Source organism: Hwangdonia seohaensis, assembly GCF_031932625.1.
Classification (GTDB): domain Bacteria; phylum Bacteroidota; class Bacteroidia; order Flavobacteriales; family Flavobacteriaceae; genus Hwangdonia; species Hwangdonia seohaensis.
Genome location: NZ_JAVSCK010000001.1, coordinates 810,372 through 829,140 on the forward strand (window position 1 = coordinate 810,372; position 18,769 = coordinate 829,140).

24 protein-coding genes are annotated in these 18,769 nt (G+C 36.7%); 18 read left to right on the top strand and 6 right to left on the bottom strand.

Features of this window, described 5'->3' with window-relative positions; genetic code table 11:
• Positions 1–365 precede the first annotated feature (365 nt).
• The 3 genes from RNZ47_RS03455 (at position 366) to rpmA (ending at position 1,868) form a co-directional block, all read left to right on the top strand.
• Positions 366–818 (top strand): DUF4199 domain-containing protein, encoded by a 453-nt coding sequence (locus RNZ47_RS03455; RefSeq protein WP_311936362.1) that lies wholly within the window; start codon positions 366–368, stop codon positions 816–818.
• Positions 819–893: 75 nt separating this feature from the next.
• Positions 894–1,565, top strand: a complete 672-nt coding sequence (gene rplU / locus RNZ47_RS03460; protein WP_311936365.1) for a 50S ribosomal protein L21 — start codon at positions 894–896, stop codon at positions 1,563–1,565.
• 42 nt (positions 1,566–1,607) lie between these two features.
• The gene (gene rpmA / locus RNZ47_RS03465) at positions 1,608–1,868 is read left to right on the top strand and encodes a 50S ribosomal protein L27 (protein WP_311936367.1); all 261 of its coding nucleotides are present in this window, start codon (positions 1,608–1,610) and stop codon (positions 1,866–1,868) included.
• A 76-nt stretch (positions 1,869–1,944) separates the two neighbouring features.
• Here rpmA and RNZ47_RS03470 read toward each other — a convergent pair whose 3' ends face one another.
• A complete protein-coding gene (locus RNZ47_RS03470) occupies positions 1,945–2,418 on the bottom strand; it encodes a DUF1569 domain-containing protein (RefSeq protein WP_311936370.1) in 474 nt (157 codons plus the stop codon).
• A gap of 80 nt (positions 2,419–2,498) precedes the next feature.
• Here RNZ47_RS03470 and RNZ47_RS03475 point away from each other — a divergent pair, with 80 nt between their 5' ends.
• Positions 2,499–2,768: a hypothetical protein gene (locus RNZ47_RS03475; RefSeq protein WP_311936373.1), complete on the top strand. Its 270-nt coding sequence runs from the start codon at positions 2,499–2,501 to the stop codon at positions 2,766–2,768.
• Between the two features lie 10 nt (positions 2,769–2,778).
• Here RNZ47_RS03475 and RNZ47_RS03480 read toward each other — a convergent pair whose 3' ends face one another.
• Both RNZ47_RS03480 and ahcY read right to left on the bottom strand, forming a co-directional pair.
• Entirely contained in the window at positions 2,779–3,249 is a 471-nt protein-coding gene (locus tag RNZ47_RS03480) for a very short patch repair endonuclease (protein WP_311936378.1), read from the bottom strand.
• Positions 3,250–3,648: 399 nt separating this feature from the next.
• Positions 3,649–4,965 carry an adenosylhomocysteinase gene (gene ahcY / locus RNZ47_RS03485; protein WP_311936381.1) on the bottom strand — a complete coding sequence of 439 codons (1,317 nt, stop codon included), beginning with the start codon at positions 4,963–4,965 and terminating at the stop codon, positions 3,649–3,651.
• A gap of 132 nt (positions 4,966–5,097) precedes the next feature.
• On the opposite strand from ahcY, the gene RNZ47_RS03490 reads away from it, so the two are divergent.
• The 8 genes from RNZ47_RS03490 (at position 5,098) to RNZ47_RS03525 (ending at position 12,632) form a co-directional block, all read left to right on the top strand.
• The gene (locus RNZ47_RS03490; protein WP_311936385.1) at positions 5,098–5,721 is read left to right on the top strand and encodes a 4'-phosphopantetheinyl transferase family protein; all 624 of its coding nucleotides are present in this window, start codon (positions 5,098–5,100) and stop codon (positions 5,719–5,721) included.
• A 108-nt stretch (positions 5,722–5,829) separates the two neighbouring features.
• Positions 5,830–6,561: a phosphoglycerol geranylgeranyltransferase gene (locus RNZ47_RS03495; RefSeq protein WP_311936389.1), complete on the top strand. Its 732-nt coding sequence runs from the start codon at positions 5,830–5,832 to the stop codon at positions 6,559–6,561.
• A 102-nt stretch (positions 6,562–6,663) separates the two neighbouring features.
• Complete coding sequence (locus RNZ47_RS03500) at positions 6,664–6,924, top strand: thiamine-binding protein (RefSeq protein ID WP_311936391.1); 261 nt, start codon at positions 6,664–6,666, stop codon at positions 6,922–6,924.
• Entirely contained in the window at positions 6,908–7,540 is a 633-nt protein-coding gene (gene pnuC / locus RNZ47_RS03505; protein ID WP_311936396.1) for a nicotinamide riboside transporter PnuC, read from the top strand. Before RNZ47_RS03500 ends, pnuC begins: the two co-directional genes overlap by 17 nt.
• Positions 7,501–8,070, top strand: coding sequence for an AAA family ATPase (locus RNZ47_RS03510; protein ID WP_311936398.1), 570 nt, complete (start codon positions 7,501–7,503; stop codon positions 8,068–8,070). The genes pnuC and RNZ47_RS03510 overlap by 40 nt, the downstream gene beginning before the upstream one ends.
• Positions 8,070–9,623: a DUF4301 family protein gene (locus tag RNZ47_RS03515; protein WP_311936402.1), complete on the top strand. Its 1,554-nt coding sequence runs from the start codon at positions 8,070–8,072 to the stop codon at positions 9,621–9,623. Before RNZ47_RS03510 ends, RNZ47_RS03515 begins: the two co-directional genes overlap by 1 nt.
• Entirely contained in the window at positions 9,620–10,027 is a 408-nt protein-coding gene (gene arfB / locus RNZ47_RS03520) for an alternative ribosome rescue aminoacyl-tRNA hydrolase ArfB (protein WP_311936408.1), read from the top strand. The genes RNZ47_RS03515 and arfB overlap by 4 nt, the downstream gene beginning before the upstream one ends.
• A gap of 415 nt (positions 10,028–10,442) precedes the next feature.
• Positions 10,443–12,632: a TonB-dependent receptor gene (locus RNZ47_RS03525; RefSeq protein ID WP_311936412.1), complete on the top strand. Its 2,190-nt coding sequence runs from the start codon at positions 10,443–10,445 to the stop codon at positions 12,630–12,632.
• Positions 12,633–12,682: 50 nt separating this feature from the next.
• Here the strand turns inward: RNZ47_RS03525 and RNZ47_RS03530 are convergent, their stop codons facing one another.
• Positions 12,683–13,108 carry a Rieske (2Fe-2S) protein gene (locus RNZ47_RS03530; RefSeq protein ID WP_311936416.1) on the bottom strand — a complete coding sequence of 142 codons (426 nt, stop codon included), beginning with the start codon at positions 13,106–13,108 and terminating at the stop codon, positions 12,683–12,685.
• A 195-nt stretch (positions 13,109–13,303) separates the two neighbouring features.
• On the opposite strand from RNZ47_RS03530, the gene greA reads away from it, so the two are divergent.
• Entirely contained in the window at positions 13,304–13,777 is a 474-nt protein-coding gene (gene greA, locus RNZ47_RS03535; protein WP_311936421.1) for a transcription elongation factor GreA, read from the top strand.
• 122 nt (positions 13,778–13,899) lie between these two features.
• The gene (locus RNZ47_RS03540; protein WP_311936423.1) at positions 13,900–14,289 is read left to right on the top strand and encodes an HIT family protein; all 390 of its coding nucleotides are present in this window, start codon (positions 13,900–13,902) and stop codon (positions 14,287–14,289) included.
• Here RNZ47_RS03540 and RNZ47_RS03545 read toward each other — a convergent pair.
• Entirely contained in the window at positions 14,284–14,634 is a 351-nt protein-coding gene (locus RNZ47_RS03545; RefSeq protein WP_311936428.1) for a hypothetical protein, read from the bottom strand. The two genes, RNZ47_RS03540 and RNZ47_RS03545, sit on opposite strands and share 6 nt — an antisense overlap.
• Before the next feature lie 13 nt (positions 14,635–14,647).
• Positions 14,648–15,805, bottom strand: a complete 1,158-nt coding sequence (locus tag RNZ47_RS03550; RefSeq protein ID WP_311936432.1) for a sensor histidine kinase — start codon at positions 15,803–15,805, stop codon at positions 14,648–14,650.
• 210 nt (positions 15,806–16,015) lie between these two features.
• On the opposite strand from RNZ47_RS03550, the gene RNZ47_RS03555 reads away from it, so the two are divergent.
• From RNZ47_RS03555 to RNZ47_RS03570, 4 genes are all read left to right on the top strand, one after another.
• A complete protein-coding gene (locus tag RNZ47_RS03555) occupies positions 16,016–16,885 on the top strand; it encodes a flavin reductase family protein (protein ID WP_311936436.1) in 870 nt (289 codons plus the stop codon).
• A gap of 52 nt (positions 16,886–16,937) precedes the next feature.
• The gene (locus RNZ47_RS03560; protein WP_311936441.1) at positions 16,938–17,315 is read left to right on the top strand and encodes a DUF3127 domain-containing protein; all 378 of its coding nucleotides are present in this window, start codon (positions 16,938–16,940) and stop codon (positions 17,313–17,315) included.
• A gap of 92 nt (positions 17,316–17,407) precedes the next feature.
• Positions 17,408–18,037 (top strand): leucyl/phenylalanyl-tRNA--protein transferase, encoded by a 630-nt coding sequence (gene aat / locus RNZ47_RS03565; protein WP_311936444.1) that lies wholly within the window; start codon positions 17,408–17,410, stop codon positions 18,035–18,037.
• Positions 18,038–18,171: 134 nt separating this feature from the next.
• Entirely contained in the window at positions 18,172–18,747 is a 576-nt protein-coding gene (locus RNZ47_RS03570; protein ID WP_311936448.1) for a Crp/Fnr family transcriptional regulator, read from the top strand.
• Positions 18,748–18,769: the final 22 nt, after the last annotated feature.

Here is an 18,769-nt window from a genome sequence, read left to right on the forward strand (position 1 = left end):
CATTGTAGCTACAAAGCTACTAAATAAAGACGGTTAATGCACAAAAAAGTATAATTTTATAATTCTCGATAAACACCTAAACTAAACCCTGTCCATTTAAAATGCATAACTCTTTTTAGGCTTGCTCTAACTGTGAAAATTTGTTTAAAACGGATTAAAAAACCACGAATGAAATGAATAGCAAAACATCGTTTTTCTTTTTTTGAGTTTTAATACGTTTTGGTATTGTGCCAAGGCGTTTATTTTAAAATAGTTTGTGCTAAATTATTATTAATCGATTTTTTTTACGAAATTTAGAGAAATCTATCTTCAAACCACCTAATTATAGTGCGCATTTAAATCTAAAAATATATAGATATAAAATCATGAAAACGCTTTCACTTCCCATTCGTTTTGGCCTCGTTACAAGTGCGGTACTCATTGCTTATTTTTTAATTTTGGCCTTGTTTGACAAACATACAAATCCCGTTTTTAGCTTTTTTAACGCCGTAATAACCGTTTTTGGTGTTTTTGACGCCGTTAGATTGCAAAAGCTTAAGGATGCCGAATCGTTTTCTTATGGCGAAGGCTTTAAAACAGGCATCATTACCGGCTTTGTTGCCACCTTCTTTTTTACGGTATTCTTTTTGTTTTATGCCACCGAAGTCAACCCTGGCTTTTTATCGCAATTATTGGAAAACATTGATGGTGTTTTTAATGTTGATATAGGCATGGTCACATTTATTGTGGCGATCATGGGGGTTGCTACAACGGTGATTTCAACCTTAACCGTGATGCAATTTTTTAAAAACAGCGGAAATATTCTTCAAAAGAAATAAAACGTTTGCAGTTTAATTATTTAGCCGTATATTTGCACTCATTTTTTGAACAAATTTAATTAATAAAAATTCGCTATGTACGCAATTGTAGAGATAGCAGGGCATCAATTTAAAGTTGAAAAAGACCAAAAAGTTTTTGTTAACCGTTTGCAAACTGAAGAAGGTAAGAAAGTAGATTTCGATAACGTTCTTTTAATTGGAGATGGCGACAAAGTAACTGTAGGCGCCCCAGCTATAGACGGAGCACAGGTTAGTGCAAAAGTCTTAAAGCACCTTAAAGGTGATAAAGTAATCGTTTTCAAAAAGAAAAGACGTAAAGGTTATCGTGTAAAAAACGGACACCGTCAATCTTTATCTGAAATCGTAATCGAAAGCATCGTTGCTTCGGGAGCTAAAAAAGCTGCTCCAAAAAAAGAAGCTAAAAAAGAAGAACCAAAAGCAAAAGCACCAAAGGCCGAAGCAAAACCAGCTGCTAAAAAAGCAACAGGAAAAGCTGACGATTTAAAGAAAATCGAAGGTGCAGGGCCTAAAGCGGCAGAAGCTTTAGTAAACGCAGGTTTAGATACTTTTGCTAAGGTGGCAAAAGCAAAACCAGAAGATTTAAGTAATATTCTTTCAGAAGCAAGTTCAAGATTAGCTCACATTGTGACTGATACTTGGCCAAAGCAAGCTAAATTAGCTGCAGATGGAAAATGGGACGAGCTTAAAGAATTACAAGACAGATTAGAAGGCGGTATTGAAAAATAGTTTTTCATATACTTAATATTAACAATATAAATACTTAAGACAATGGCTCATAAAAAAGGAGTAGGTAGTTCTAAGAATGGTAGAGAATCAGAATCGAAACGCTTAGGTGTTAAGATTTTTGGTGGACAAGCTGCCATTGCTGGAAACATTATCATAAGACAACGTGGTAACACGCATCACCCAGGTGAAAACGTATACCAAGGAAAGGATCACACATTGCACGCGCAAGTTGATGGTCTTGTAAAATTTACAAAGAAAAAAGACAACAAATCTTACGTTTCTATTGAGCCTTTTGATGCTTAATAAACACTTTCTTTAAAATTAACCCTGAGCATGTCTCAGGGCATTTAAAACCTTTCTGGAAACAGAAAGGTTTTTTTTATGCTTTCAAAATATCCCTCACGATTTTTAAATGGTGATTGGTATGCATTTCTAAAAACCGTAGCGTTTGCTTTTTAGATAATTTCCCGAATATAAAATGCTTGAAATACGCTTTTTCAGGTAAGGGTTTTAAAGCATCAATATGGTTTTTTGCGGTTTGCAATTGGGTTTTTAAGTCTTCATCTAAAATAACATTTGGCGGCCGCACTATTTTTGGGGCTTTAACCTTCCCTCTTGGGATATAGCCTATGGGGAATAAAACCGTGCGCCAAAAACTAAACTTTCGCTCATAATCTGCTGGGTTCGATTTTATGGTCCATTCGCAAACGGCGTTAAATACCTTTAAGCTATGGTCGAGCTGCCAACCAATATCAGATTTAGTAACCTTAGGGTTGGTTTGGTCCTTAAGAGGTATATGTTGCTCTATTTCAGATAATAAAGCATGTAAATCTTTGATTTTTTTATTCGACATGGTTTAAATTTATTTCAAAAGATATTGATTAAATTCTTAACTTAGGCTATTGCATATTGTTTTACTTAAAATTATTGATTATGCTACCGTTTAGATCAGAAATTAGAAACTCTCCGAACCAACAAACCATTAAGATTTTTTTGAGTGATGAATCCTCAGGTGCTAAGATAAAAAGGCATTTAGAGCATTTTAACGAGATTGAAATGATTGAAATAAGTGAAAGTATTGGGCAAAACCGAGTTCCTGAAAACATTACGGTTTTCTTGAAAGACGATGTAGATATTAATAAAATGAAGCAATCCATCGACTCTAGTTTGTGGTGGTATTTTGAAGAGGATATGGTGGATTGATTTTCATCGTTCACGGGTTTTCGCCCGTATGAATATATACCATTACATCATTAATGCATTTGTCGAGTTCTTTTATTATGTCGTGGTCCCAAAACCTGAAAACGGTGTAGCCCAAATTTTTCAATTCTAAATTTACTTCTTTATCGCGCTGCATATTGCGTTCTATTTTAGGAATCCAAAAACCGCGATTGGATTTAAGTTTAGCTTTTCTTTCCTGCCAATTGTACCCGTGCCAAAATGCACCGTCGATAAAAACAGCAAGCTTATACCTTTGAATGGACACATCGGGTTTGCCAAAAAGTTTTTTTGAGTTTACGCGATACCTTACGCCTTTTGCCCATAAAGCTTTTCTGAACATCAGTTCGGGTTTGGTGTTTTTACCTTGAATACGGCTCATTATTTTAGAGCGTTTTTTGGTGGTATAGAAACCAGACGCTTCATTAAACCGAGGCACTTTTATTTTTTCTTCGTTATAGCCCATTTGTAAATAAATATAACGAAAAAAGGGAAGTGTAGCAAGCCATGGCAGATTGTGCGATAGCGATTGTAACGGCATCCTTTTTAAAAATATAAAAACTATAAACCTTGATTAGAGAAAAGAATAACAGATTGTTACCTCGCTTGCCCTTAACCCAAATGTTTTAAAAAGATATAGTGTAAAGCGCGGTTTATTTTGGCTTTTTCTGCCAAAATAAAATTGCCCAAATTATTTACAGTTTCAATTTAAAAGTTTGCACATTTCCACTTCGCTCAGTGCAGGCTTAGTTACTGGCTCGCAATGACGGTGCAAAAAAAAATCCCAAACATTGCTGCTCGGGATTTAATTTATAATAATATAGTTTCGATTAATAAGATTCCCACCTTCGTGGGAATGATAAAATTAATATCTGTAATGTTCTGGCTTATAAGGGCCATCAACCGTTACGCCAATATATTCGGCTTGATACGGTTTTAATTCGGTAAGCTCAACACCAATTTTTTCCAAGTGTAATTTAGCAACCTTTTCATCAAGATGTTTTGGTAGCATATACACATCGTTTTGGTACGCGTCGGCGTTGTTCCAAAGCTCGATTTGTGCTAAGGTTTGGTTGGTAAACGAGTTGCTCATTACAAAACTCGGGTGGCCTGTGGCGCATCCTAAATTTACCAAACGCCCTTCGGCTAGTATGATAATGTCCTTCCCGTCAATGGTATATTTATCAACCTGTGGCTTAATGGTATTTTTGGTGTTTCCGTAGTTGTCGTTTAACCAAGCCATTTGTATTTCGTTGTCAAAATGCCCAATGTTGCACACAACGGTTTTGTCTTTCATCGCTTTAAAATGCTCAGCGCGAACGATGTCTTTGTTCCCTGTGGTGGTGATTACAATATCAGAATTAGCAACAACGGTTTCCAATTTCTTCACTTCAAAACCATCCATCGCCGCTTGTAATGCACAAATTGGGTCTATTTCTGTAACCGTTACAATACTTCCGGCACCTTTAAAAGAAGCCGCTGTACCTTTACCAACATCGCCATAACCACAAACGGTTACACGTTTTCCGGCTAGCATTAAATCGGTAGCACGACGAATCGCATCAACTGCAGATTCTTTACAACCGTATTTATTATCGAATTTCGATTTTGTTACCGAATCGTTTACGTTTATAGCTGGCATAGGCAACGTACCGTTTTTTACACGCTCGTACAGTCTGTGAACACCTGTTGTGGTTTCTTCAGACAAGCCTTTAATTCCTGCAGCTAATTCTGGGTATTTATCTAAAACCATATTGGTTAAATCGCCACCGTCATCAAGAATCATGTTTAATGGTTTGCGGTCTTTACCAAAAAATAAGGTTTGCTCGATACACCAATCAAATTCTTCTTCGGTCATATCTTTCCATGCGTAAACTGCGGTTCCAGCAGCAGCAATGGCAGCAGCAGCTTGGTCTTGTGTTGAGAAAATATTACAAGAACTCCAAGTTACCTCGGCACCCAAAGCCTGCAAGGTTTCAATTAAAACTGCCGTTTGAATAGTCATATGTAAACAGCCGGCAATACGCGCGCCTTTAAGCGGTTGCGAATTTCCGTACTCTTCACGAAGGCTCATTAACCCCGGCATTTCGGCTTCTGCTAATTCTATTTCTTTGCGTCCCCAATCGGCAAGCGATATATCTTTCACTTTATTGGCTACGTAAGGAATTGTTTTTGTGCTCATATTCTTTTTTCTTAATGTTTTTATATAGATTGCCCTTGGGATTTGGTACTTATTTTAGTTAAATTCGCTCATTAAAAATGCCAAATCTGCCTTAGGCAGTGCAAAGATAATCAATAACTTTCAGAATAGTAAATGCCACTTTATAAAACCATTACACCAAACTCACAAACTACTGTTAAAATCTGGAAGATTTCGGAGCCGTATAGCGATTTGTTTCAGTCCGTTAGCTTAAAACCCAAAAGTTTGGAGCGTGTTTTGGGTATGAAAAGCGAAATGCACCAACGCGGGTTTTTAAGCGTTAGGAAATTATTGGAGGCATTCGGTTATACCGATGCCGATTTGTTTTACGATGACTGTGGAAAGCCCCATTTAAAAGATGGGAAACAGATTTCGATTACCCATTCGTTTCAGTTTTCGGCAGTAATTGTAAGTGATTTAGCCGTTGGGATAGATATTGAAAAACAACGGCAGAAAATTAATATCATCGCGCATAAATTTATTGATTACGAGTTTGATTATTTAGATGAAAACGATGCCGATTACATAAAAAAACTAACCACTATTTGGTGTGTAAAAGAATCGTTGTATAAGCTTTATGCCACACCGGGATTGAGTTTTAAAAAGCATTGCTTGGTTATTCCTTTTAATTTACATGATGAAGAAACCGTGGCTTGGATTGATTATAAAACCAGAAAACACCGGTACAATATTCGCTTTTTAGAGTTTGAAGGTTTTACTTGTGCGTATGCCATTTAATAGAATCAAGAAGAAAGAGAAAAGAAAACAGATAAATGAAAATACTTTTAGGCATTTTGATATTTAGAATTTGCTTTTTGGAATTTTCAAACCATCATTCGTGTATTTGTGACAAATAGAAGAATATATCAAAACATAATAAAGTCTATTTCTGCCGAAGAAAGGTTATTGGCGGTATTAATTGACCCTGAAAAGTTTTCCGTTGAAAATGCGGTGCGTTTCTTTAAAAAAGTAAACCAATCGGTTGCCACCCATATTTTTGTTGGAGGCAGTACCGTTGAAGCTCAAGCGACTGAAAACGTGGTTTCCGAAATAAAAAAGCAGACCAGTTTACCTGTTATTTTATTTCCCGGAGACACATCCCAAATTACCAATAAAGCCGATGGGATTTTATTTTTATCCCTAATTTCCGGAAGAAACCCTGAGTATTTAATTGGGAAACACGTGGCGTCTATTTCAAAAATAAAAAGCAGCAATTTGGAAGTGATTTCAACAGGATATATTTTAATTGAAGGCGGCAAGGAAACAGCCGTTCAGCGCGTCACAAATACAAAGCCAATGGCTAGAAATGCCTTTCAAAATATAACCGATACCGCAAAAGCGGGAGAATTTTTAGGAATGAATCTCATCTATTTGGAAGCAGGAAGTGGCGCTTTAAATCCTGTAAGTGCAGAAATAATTACAAAAGTAAAACAAGACATAAAAATTCCGTTAATAGTTGGCGGTGGCATAAAAAACATACAACAATTGGAAAGCGCGTACCAATCGGGAGCCGATATGGTGGTTATTGGAACCGCCTTTGAGGAGGACGAATCGTTTTTTGACGACTTAAGAAAGTAAAACGTCATGCTGAAGGTGCCCGTACTTAACTTGTTTCGGTATTTTAGCATCTCATTAAATAGATAAAGATTTCCACCTTCGTGGGAATGACAAAAATAAATTATGAAAATATCAGTAGAATTAACATTAACACCGTTGCAAGACGAGTTCGAACCAGCAATCATTCATTTTATAAAAAAATTAAGAGCATCAAATCTCAAGGTTCTAGAAAATCCATTGAGCACACAGGTTTATGGCGATTACGATGAGGTGATGAAACTACTCAGCAACGAAATAAAAGAGGCCTTCCAACTCATTGAAAATGGTCTGCTATACATGAAAATAGTTAAAACAGATAGACAGGATTATGAACCCCATTTTTGATTTTTTATTCGAGCAATATGCCGATTATCAAACTGTTGATGTTATCCTAGAAATTATAGCCGTTATTTTTGGCTTTCTTTCCGTTTGGTTTTCAAAACAGAATAAAGTTTTAGTGTTTCCAACGGGCATGATTAGCACTATTATTTTTGTGTATTTATTGTTTAAATGGGAATTGTTGGGCGATATGATGATAAACGCTTATTATTTTATAATGAGTGTTTACGGCTGGTATATTTGGTCGAGAAAAGTGGATGACACAAAGGTAACGCCAATTTCTAGAATGACGTTCAGCGAGAAAAAAATAAGCACAGCTATATTTATAGCAACCCTTTTATTTGTTTATTTGGTGTATAAAACCTTTGATAAATGGACCAGTGTCGTAGCCTATATAGACACCATTACAACTGCCATATTTTTTGTTGGCATGTGGCTTATGGCACGACGAAAACTTGAGAATTGGATTTTTTGGATTGTCGGAGACTTGATTTCCATACCGTTATATTTTTACAAAGGCTTTACATTTACTAGTTTTCAGTATTTTGGCTTTACCTTTATCGCCATATTCGGTTATTTAGCATGGAAGAAAAACTTAAACAGCAACCCGCAAACTGCATAAAAGTAGTTTTATTTGGCCCGGAATCAACGGGTAAAACAACACTGTCTCGCCAGTTGGCGCGTTATTACAATTCGGTTTGGGTGCCCGAATATGCCCGCGAATATTTGCAAAACAAATGGAATAACGAGCGCAAAACTTGCGAACCAAAAGATTTATTGCCCATAGCCGAAGGCCAAATGAAACTTGAAAATGAATTAGCACAAAAAACCAATACCGTTTTAATTTGCGATACCGATTTGCTGGAAACCAAAGTCTATTCGGAGACCTATTATTTAGGCACCTGCGACGCGATTTTGGAAAAATACGCCTTAAAAAACACTTACGATTTATACTTTTTAACGTATATTGATACACCTTGGGAAGCTGACGATTTGCGTGATAAACCAGAACATAGAAAAGAAATGTTTCGGGCTTTTGAGAGTGCTTTAAAAGATAACAACAGACCTTATGTTTTGTTAAAAGGCGATAAACAAGCCCGATTGCAAAAAGCCGTAAAACATATTGATGAATTACTAAAAAACAAAAACTAATGTTTTCAGAAAAAGATATCCAACATATTGAAAAAAAAGGCATAACCCTAAAGCAGATTGAAGCCCAGGTTAACCGCATAAAAAACGGGATGTCTTATTCTAATTTGGTGGAAGCAGCAAATATTGGAAATGGCATTAAAAGTTATAATGAAACTGAAATACAGAATTTTGCTACATTATTTGATGCCAAAAGAGACAGTTTAAACATCGTCATGTTTGTGCCCGCATCGGGTGCGGCTACGCGTATGTTCAAATTTTTGTTTCAGTTTTTAAAAAACTACAACCCTTCAAAAGAAACCATCGAAGAATATGCTAAAAGACATAACGACAGGCTCATAAAAACCTTTGTTTCAAATTTAGAAAGCTTTCCGATTTACAGCGAAGTCTTATCAAAAGCAAAAGCGATACACCCCAATTTTGAGAGTTTAACAAAAGATGAAGCCTGTTTGGCCTTTGTGAAAACCATGTTGAGCGAAGATGCTTTAAACTATAGTTTTTTCCCAAAAGGACTACTGCCGTTTCATAACTATAAAACGGGTGCCATTACGGCGTTTCATGAGCGTTTATTGGAATCGACTTTGTACGCTTCATCAAACAACAAAGCGAACCTTCACTTTACGGTTTCTAAAAAGCACCATCCGTATTTTGATTCAGAATTAGAAAAAATCAAAAAGGAAGTAGAGGAAAAAACAAACACGGTTTTTAACGTAACGTATTCGTATCAAAAAGAAGAAACCGAAACCGTAGCCTTAACAACAAATAATGAGATTTACAGAAATGAAGATGGCTCTATTTTATTCCGTCCCGCAGGCCATGGCGCGTTAATTGAAAATTTGAATGCCATAAACAGCGATCTTATTTTTATTAAAAACGTCGATAATATCGTGGTTTTTAATCGGAACAAAAAACTAGTCAAGTACAAAAAACTCATTGCCGGCGTGCTTATTGAAGCCCAAGAGGAAGCTTTTTCGTTTTTACATAAATTAGATGATGAATCTGTTTCAGAAGCAGATATGCTTACCATAGCCATGTTTTTATCGACAAAAATGAATGTTTCCATTGGCGATGAATTTGATGATTTACCTTCAGATAAAAAGAAACGGTTTTTAAAGGAAAAATTAAACCGACCCATTCGTGTTTGTGCCATGGTTAAAAACGAAGGCGAACCTGGAGGTGGCCCATTTTGGGTTAAGGACGAAAACGGCAACATATCGCTACAAATAGCGGAGTTTGCCCAAATTGATATTGATAATACCCAACAAGCCGAAATTGTTAAAAACGCAACCCATTTTAACCCAACCGATTTGGTTTGCGGCACCAAAAACTACAAAGGCGAAAAATTCAATCTTTTAAATTTTGTCGATCCCGAAGCGGCTTTTATAACCATGAAAACCCAAAACGGTGTTGATATAAAAGCACTGGAACTGCCCGGGCTATGGAATGGCAGTATGGCCTATTGGAACTCCATTTTTGTTGAAGTGCCCGTAGAAACCTTTAATCCTGTAAAAACGGTAAACGATTTGCTAAAACCCGAGCACCAAGATTTGGCATGATTAATAAAGAAGCCCTTTTGCAAGAGTTGACATTTAAAGCCGTTAGAAGTTCTGGTGCTGGCGGACAACATGTAAACAAAGTGTCTTCAAAAATTGAGTTGACTTTTAATGTATTGGAATCGTTCGCGCTTAACGAGCATCAAAAAGAACGCTTACAAAACAAGCTAAAACATCGGTTAACCAAAGACGGCGTGCTAATTTTACAGTGCGATGAAAGCCGCAGCCAACACAAAAACAAAGATTTGGTAATTAAGCGGTTTTTCGATTTAGTAACAACATCGTTAATTATCCCAAAAAGAAGAATTCCCACCAGAATTCCAAAATCGGTTATTAGAAAACGATTGAAAAACAAGCGCAACCGTTCAGAAAAAAAGGCGAACCGAAAAAAACCAGACTTAGACTAAAAAACTATTGCTTTTTCTCTGTTAATTATTAATTGTTAACTAACTTTGCAGCGTTCTCAAAAAAGGGGTGCTTTTTCAGTTAGCAGTCATCGGTTTTCAGTAAACAGTCTATGTATACTTTTACTATAAAACGTTTAACTTTTAACTTCCAAAAAGGCTGAGATCATACCCATTGAACCTAGAACAGGTAATGCTGTTTAGGAATCGAGCGTTAAGAAAATATCCAGTGGATATTTTTAGCGAGTGCGATAAGGTCATCAATGTTGGTTTTTACTTCTGAATTTTAATTGGTTTAAATTAAGGATTCAAAATGGAAATTAACTTTACAATATCGTATAAGTATTACGCTCAAAAACAAATCAATAACAATTAAAGAATAATTGCCTCTTTTTATTCGATTATAAACATAATCGTAATGAAAAACATTTTTCTTTTTTTAACACTTTTAGTGTTATCAGTCCGTGCAACAGCACAACAAAATCAAACCCAGCAAGACACAACAAAAATTGAAAATCTAGACGAAGTTTTAGTAAAAGCCGTTCGTGTAAATGCGACATCGCCCATCACACACTCCAACCTTACCAAAAAACAGTTGTCAAAACGTAATTTAGGACAGGACATTCCTGTTTTATTAAACTATTTGCCATCAGTTGTTACTACCACCGATGCTGGTGCTGGCGTGGGTTACACAGGTATTCGCATACGTGGTATTAATGCGCAATCAACCAATATTACACTCAACGGCATACCGTACAACGATGCGGAATCTTTAGGGACATTTTGGGTGAATTTAGGCGATTTTGCGTCTTCGGTTGAAAGTTTACAACTGCAACGTGGCGTGGGTACATCAACCAACGGTTCGGGTGCTTTTGGGGCGAGTATCAATGTGCTTACCGATGCGGTTTCAGAAGAGGCAAAAGCTGAAATATCCAACACCTTCGGAAGTTATAATACCAGAAAGCACAGTATTAAATTTAGCACGGGTAAACTCAATAACAATATAGAGATTGCAGGGCGATTATCTAAAATTAAATCCGATGGTTATATTGACAGAGCTTCATCCGATTTAAAATCGTATTTCCTTCAAGGGGCCTACGTGGATGGTAATACGCTAATAAAGGCCATTACATTTAGCGGCCATGAAATTACGTATCAATCTTGGAACGGTTTGGAAGATTTAGACCTTTTGGCAAACCACAGAACTTATAATACCGCAGGCGAATACACCGATGAAAATGGCGTTACCCGATTTCATGAAAACGAAGAGGATAACTATCAACAAGACCATTATCAGTTACATTGGAACGAGCGTTACAACAACTATTGGTCTACAAACCTAGCTTTGAATTATACCAAAGGGCGCGGTTATTTTGAGCAATATAAAGAAGATGAACCTTTTGATGAATATGATTTAACCCCAATTAATATTGGTGGCGAAACCATTGATGAAACCGATTTAATCCGTCGCCGGTGGTTAGACAACAATTTCTATGTGGTAAATGCGGGCGTAAATTACAAAAAGAATGTATTGGACATGAATTTTGGTTTGTCGTACAGCAGTTATATTGGCGATCATTTTGGCGAAATAATATGGGCACGCTTTGCAAGTGATTCTGAAATTGGCAACTATTATTATAACGGACAAGGAAAGAAAAAAGACTTTAGCCTGTTTACAAAGGCTACCTATCGACTTAACGATAAAGTGAGTTTATATGGCGATTTGCAAATGCGCTTTGTAAATTATAAAACCACAGGGTTAACATCAGATAGGATTAATTTATTGGTTGATGAGCAGTATAACTTTTTCAATCCGAAAGCAGGAATTACCTATGAATTAGACTCTAATAACAACCTGTATTTTTCTTATGCCCGGGCAAATCGAGAACCAAGCCGTAGCGATTTTGAAAGCAACCCAAATATTAAACCGGAGCAGTTAAATGACTTCGAATTAGGCTGGAGGCACCGTAATAGAGGATTCAGAATTAACGCCAATGCCTATTATATGTTATACAACGAGCAATTGGTTTTAACAGGCGCCATAGACAATACGGGCACACCTATTAGAACCAATAGTGGCGATAGTTACCGATTGGGTTTAGAGGTTGATGCAGCGATACGGATTTCTGAGCAGTTTGCTGTTCAACCAAATTTTACAATAAGTTCGAATAAAAACAAAGAATCGTTTTTTCAGCGCGATGGTGTTTTGGAAAACTTGGGTAAAACAAATATTTCATTTTCACCGGAATTGGTTGCAGCGAATGCTTTGGTTTATAGTCCAGCAACACACTTTCAAATGTCATTTTTAAGTAAATACGTCGGTGAACAATTTATGGGGAATAACGATTCGGAAGCTTCAAAATTAGACAGTTATTTTGTAAATGACTTTAATATAACTTACGAGATTAAAACCAAGTCAGTATTTAAATCCATTGCCTTTTCTGGTCTGGTAAATAATATTTTTGGAGAAAAATATGTGTCAAACGGCTATTATTACACTTACGATGATACTTGGAGCGCGCCAGGAGTTACCACGACTATTGAAGGTGCTGGCTATTATCCGCAAGCAACTACCAACTTTTTGCTTGGAGCAACATTAAAGTTCTAAAAAAATAGATTTATTTTACATCAAAGCCTCAGTATTTATACTGGGGCTTTTTAGTTGAAAATTAAAAGGGTATTCCCGTTTTGTTCAACGCGATAATTTCTTAAACCACATTGCAGGGTTGAATTTTCTAATGGCTGTCCCGTTACAAAACTATATTTGTTGGCATCAGTACAACCGCAAGTGCCCTCTAAACCAGAGCCGGAAACTATCGAGCAAGAAGTTGGCGTGTGGTTGGGATCGGCAGCATCCCAAGCTAAAAACCCGGAACCGGCATTGGTAACAATAACTCCGCCATTTCCCGCATTGGCCACATAAACCGAATTTCCTATCGAATTAAGTTGATTGTATTGCGGTAAATTTAAATTAATCGTCACATTTACGCTTACATCCAATAAAAATTTACAGTTTTTATCATCGGAATTTTTACTGCACGCCGTGAAAATTATAAGAATTAAAAGATAGAAATAAGGCTTCATGAGGTTTTAAAATTAAATCGCAATTTACTAACAAAAAGGAAATTGAGACAAATATTTTGTATATTTGTTAAGCAATCTCGTGTACGCGGGATTTTTTTTATGTGCTGAACTTGTTTATTCATAAAATATCCATTTAAATCAGATATTCATGAATCTTTGGTTTCAGCATCTTTTTATTAAATAAACGATGAAGTTATGAGTAAAGTATCATACTATACACCAGAAGGGTTAAAAAAATTAAGAGCAGAGTTAAAGCAATTAAAGGATGTGGAACGCGTAAAAGCGTCGAGAGCTATTGCTGAAGCCAGAGATAAAGGCGATTTAAGTGAAAACGCCGAATACGATGCCGCCAAAGAGGCGCAAGGGATGTTGGAAATGCGAATTGCAAAATTAGAAGATGCCTTGGCTGGTGCACGCGTTATTGACGAATCGCAGTTGGATAACACAAAAATATTGGTGCTGTCGAAAGTTAAAATTAAAAACCAAACCAATGGCATGGAAATGAACTATACCTTGGTTGCCGATGGCGAAGCAGATTTAGCGGCGGGTAAAATATCGGTAAATTCACCTATCGGAAAAGGCTTGTTGGGCAAATCGGTTGGCGAAGTAGCCGAAATACAAGTGCCAAATGGCGTAATGAAATTTGATATTATCGAGATTTCCAGATAAATATTTTTTTATTTCCGCGAAAGCGGAAATCTTTTAAATAAGAAAATATATTGAAAAGATTCCTGTTTAAGTTAAGCAGGAATCTTTTATATTTACATATACTCTCAAAACCCTCAAGATTTATGGCATCAATTTTCACTAAAATAGTAAATGGCGAAATCCCTTGTTACAAGGTTGCCGAAACCGATGATTTTCTAGCATTTCTTGATGTAAACCCTAACAGTAAAGGGCATACGCTCTGCATTCCTAAAAAGGAAGTGGATAAAATTTTCGATTTGGATGACGTCACTTACCATGGTTTGATGGAATTTTCAAGACAAGTGGCCTTGGCCATCAAAATGGCTATTCCGTGTAAACGTGTCGGTATGAGTGTTATTGGGCTGGAAGTGCCACATGTGCACGTACATTTAATTCCGTTGCATTCTATGGAAGATGCGCGCTTTATTCAAAAAACAAAAATGACTGCTGAAGAATTTCAAGCTACGGCCGATGCTATAAAGGCGCATTTATAATTTGGCATAAAGCACCGTAAATACTATGCCGGCAATAACTACGGCTATGAAAAGGATGGCAATCCAAGATAGTTTTTTTAAATAGGTTGATGCTTTTTTAGGTTCGAATGCTCTTTGATGGTATTCAAAAACGCGTTCAATGTCATCCGTCCATTGCACAGGATAAATGGTGGAATTACAGGTTTTACAGGCAATACTGTGACTAACATCGGCAGTAATGGATTTGTAAAATTTCGTATCTAAAAATTTCTGTTTAAAGGTTAATCGTAACCCATCTTTACTAAAACATTCGGGGCAGTTATTATTTAGCGCAACTTCTTTTATGGTTATAAATTTTTCAGACATAAATCAACAATTTTTAAACGGCTCGCATTAAAGCAATTTGTATGGTTGTTCCTTTGTTTATTTCAGATTGCAGCACTTTAATTTGCCCATCGTGAAAATCTTCTATAATACGTTTTGTAAGCGATAAGCCCAATCCCCAGCCGCGTTTTTTTGAGGTAAATCCGGGTTCGAATATTTTTTTAAACTGACTTTTCGGGATGCCTTTTCCGGTATCGCTTACACTTACTTTTACGTTGTTTTCAAGCTGAGAGATTTCAACGCTAAGTTTTCCTCTGCCTTTCATGGCATCAATAGCGTTTTTTACCAGATTTTCAATAACCCAACTGTACAGTTGTTTATTGAGGTTAACCGGGATATCGCCACTTGGGGTTATAATTTCAAAATCGATGAGTTTTGAGGACCTCGATTTTAAATAATCGTAAGCATCAATGGTTTCTTTTATAATATCGGCAACCTCTAAAGTAGGGATGGAGCCTATTTTGCTAAAACGTTCGGTAATGGTTTGTAGGCGGTCCACGTCTTTTTCAATTTCAACAATATACTCGGGGTTTACCTGTTCGCTTTTTAAAATCTCCGTCCACCCAATTAAAGAGGATAAAGGTGTGCCGATTTGATGCGCCGTTTCCTTTGCCATACCAGACCACAATTTGTTTTGGGTGGCATTTTTATTGCTGCGATAAAAGAAAAATATAACGGCACCGAACAAAACGACAATTAAAATTAATGCAAACGGATAATAGACAAGTTTGTTTAACAAGGGTGAATTGCCATAATATATCGTGCTTATAATTTTCCCATCTTGTTTTACTTGAATGGGTGTGTTTTCTTTTTCAAATTTATAAATCAGGCTTTTAACATAAGTTGAATCTACAGCTTTGGTTTCGTCGATGTTGTTAAAACTCGAAATGTTGCCATCCGAATCAACGAGAATCATCGGTGTTGTTGTGTTGCTCGTAATCACCTTTAACGGCAAATTGCCCATATCAGCATTAAGGTTGTTCATTTTTTGCAGATCAGTTTGGGCAAACGACCAATTTTCCATTTTCACACGTTCCTCTTCTTTAAAATGCTGAAAAAACTCATAGGTTTTCCATAAGATAAGCGATACGATTATAAACGATGCGGCTATCATAATCCAACGAAACGTATTTCTGTACTCGGTAAAAATCATTCAAATTTTAATTAATCAGTAATATAATGCAAATCTGCTAATATTATTGCGCAAGCTGTTGGTAAATCGGTTTTTAGTTGTTTGCCGGCATTGTTACATTTCCTTGAACGAAAATAATTGTAAATTGTTGACAGCGGCAAATTAATGTTGAAAACTAGTTTAAATTATCATGTTTTTTTTGATTAGTTTTGTGGAAACTTTAAAAGTTAAATGACGTCGTTTGAACCTAAAGACCTTTCAATAGGCAAATTACATAGTTATTTGTTAAGCGCCGTGGCACCGCGACCTATTGCTTTTGCGAGTACTTTAGATGCCGAAGGCAACCCAAACTTATCGCCATTTAGTTTTTTTAATGTGTTTAGTGCGAATCCACCCATTCTGATTTTTTCGCCGGCGCGTCGGGTTAGAGATAACACCACCAAACACACCTTGGAAAATGTAGAAGCCCTAAAAGAAGTGGTTATTAACGTGGTGAATTATGATATGGTGCATCAGGCATCGTTGAGTAGTACCGAATATGCCGAAGGTGTTAACGAGTTTGAAAAAGCGGGTTTAACCATGTTGAAATCCGATATTGTAAAACCGTTTCGTGTGGCCGAATCGCCTGTGCAATTTGAATGTAAGGTTAACGAGATTGTAAAATTGGGAACCGAAGGTGGCGCAGGCAATTTAATTATTTGCGAAGTTGTAAAACTACATATCGATAATGAGGTTTTAAATGAAGATGGCGCCATAAATCAGAAAAAACTGGATTTGGTGGCCCGAGCCGGTGGCAGTTATTATACGCGTGCTAAAAAAGGATTTTTTGAAATTCCAAAACCGCTATCAACACTGGGCATTGGCGTAGATAATTTTCCTGATTTTGTAAAAAACAGCATGGTTTTAACAGGAAACGACCTAGGCATGTTGGGCAATATTGAAGCCTTACCAACCGAAGCCAGCGTTAATGAATTTGTAAAGGATTTGGGTGAGCGTTACCCCAATATAAAAACGGCAACGCACAGGCAAAAACATAAATTGGCACGTAATTATTTAAGTTTTGGTGATGTTGAAAGTGCATGGAAAATATTACTGTCTTAAATTAAAAACCATACTAAAAAGAGAATATTAATAAAGAATAAAAATAGATTAAATGGAAGTTCAAGGAAGAATTAAAATGGTAGGAGAAACTCAAACTTTTGGAAACAATGGGTTTAGAAAAAGAGAAATAGTTGTAACTACTGAAGAGCAATATCCGCAACATATTATGGTGGAGTTTGTACAAGATAAAACAGACTTACTAAACAGCTATCAAGTTGGTCAACAGGTTAAAATAAGCATCAACTTACGAGGTAGAGAATGGGTTAATCCACAAGGGGAAACCAAATATTTCAACTCTATTCAAGGCTGGAGAATTGAGGCTTTACAAACTGAAGCTACCGGCGAAAACTTGCCACCAGTGCCGCCAATGGATGCGTTTGAGCCTGCAGGCGATTTAAAAGAAGACGATCACGACGATTTGCCTTTTTAATAAAACTAGTTTGTCATTCCCGCGAAGGCGGGAATCTTATAAAACCAACCTCAATGTTTATTTTAACGTTGAGGTTTTTATATTTACAATAAATGCAACTATTAACCAAAGACATATGGTTTCCAAATGCAAATGAAGCCACCGCAGACGGACTGCTCGCCATTGGTGGCGATTTATCGGTCGAGCGCTTGTTGCATGCTTACAAAAACGGTATTTTCCCATGGTTTGAAGCCGAAGAACCTATTTTATGGTGGTCGCCGCATCCGCGATTTGTGCTGTTTCCGGAAAAGCTAAAAGTGTCCAAAAGCATGAAACAAATAATGCGTCATCGCGATTATACCGTAACCGTTAACAAAGCATTTAAAGCTGTAATTACCGAATGCTCAAAAATAAAGCGCAGCGGACAAGCAGGCACTTGGATAACCTATAATATGATTGAAGCCTACGTGAAAATGCACGAATTGGGCTATGCAAAATCCGTTGAGGTTTGGCGAGAAAACACCCTAGTTGCTGGATTGTACGGCATCGATTTGGGCAATAATGTATTTTGTGGCGAAAGCATGTTCACCAAGGAAAGCAATGCCAGTAAAGCCGGTTTTATAACCTTTATCCAAAACACCAATTACAAACTTATAGATTGCCAAGTGTACACCAATCACCTAGAAAGTTTGGGTGCCGAGGAGATTTCCAGGGACTTGTTTTTGGAGTATTTGAAAGACTAGGTCCAGTTGTAACTTGACTTTTCGGGAAAAAATGATAATTTTGTTTAAGGTTGAGTATAAATTACTTGTGCTGCCCCGATAGTTTTCGGGATTTAGAGCATTACCTGCAATGCAAAAAAAACCAACTTCTGTAAATGAACAAAGATCAACTCTTAAACTATGTACAAAACTTTGTTTCGCTGACTGATGACGAAGCCATGGAGTTGTGTTCCAGCTTTAAAGAGGTTAAAGTAAAAAAAAGACAATTTATTGTTCAGCCGAATTTTACCGATAGATACAGAAATTTCGTTGTAAAAGGCGCTTTTAGGGCCTATGCCATATCCGATGAAGGACAAGAACACACACTTCAATTTGCGATTGAAAATTGGTGGGTCTCGGACTTCAATAGTTACATTTACCAACATCCAGCAACACTTTTTATCGTTGCTCTTGAAGACAGTGTTATTCTACAACTGGAATATGAAAAGGAACAAGAGTTAAAAGCATCCAACCATAAATTTGAAACCTTTTTTCGAATCATGGCCGAAAAGGGTCTCGCTTTTGAACATAGACGAATATTGTTCAATCTCATACACTCGGCAGAAGCTAGATATGAAAACTTTTTGTTGAACTTTCCAAACTTCGTTCAGCGTGTACCTCAATACGCATTGGCTTCCTATTTAGGAATGTCAACAGAGTTCCTGTCAAGAATCAGAAATAAAAAAACCTAGCAGAAAAGTTGAACTACATCAA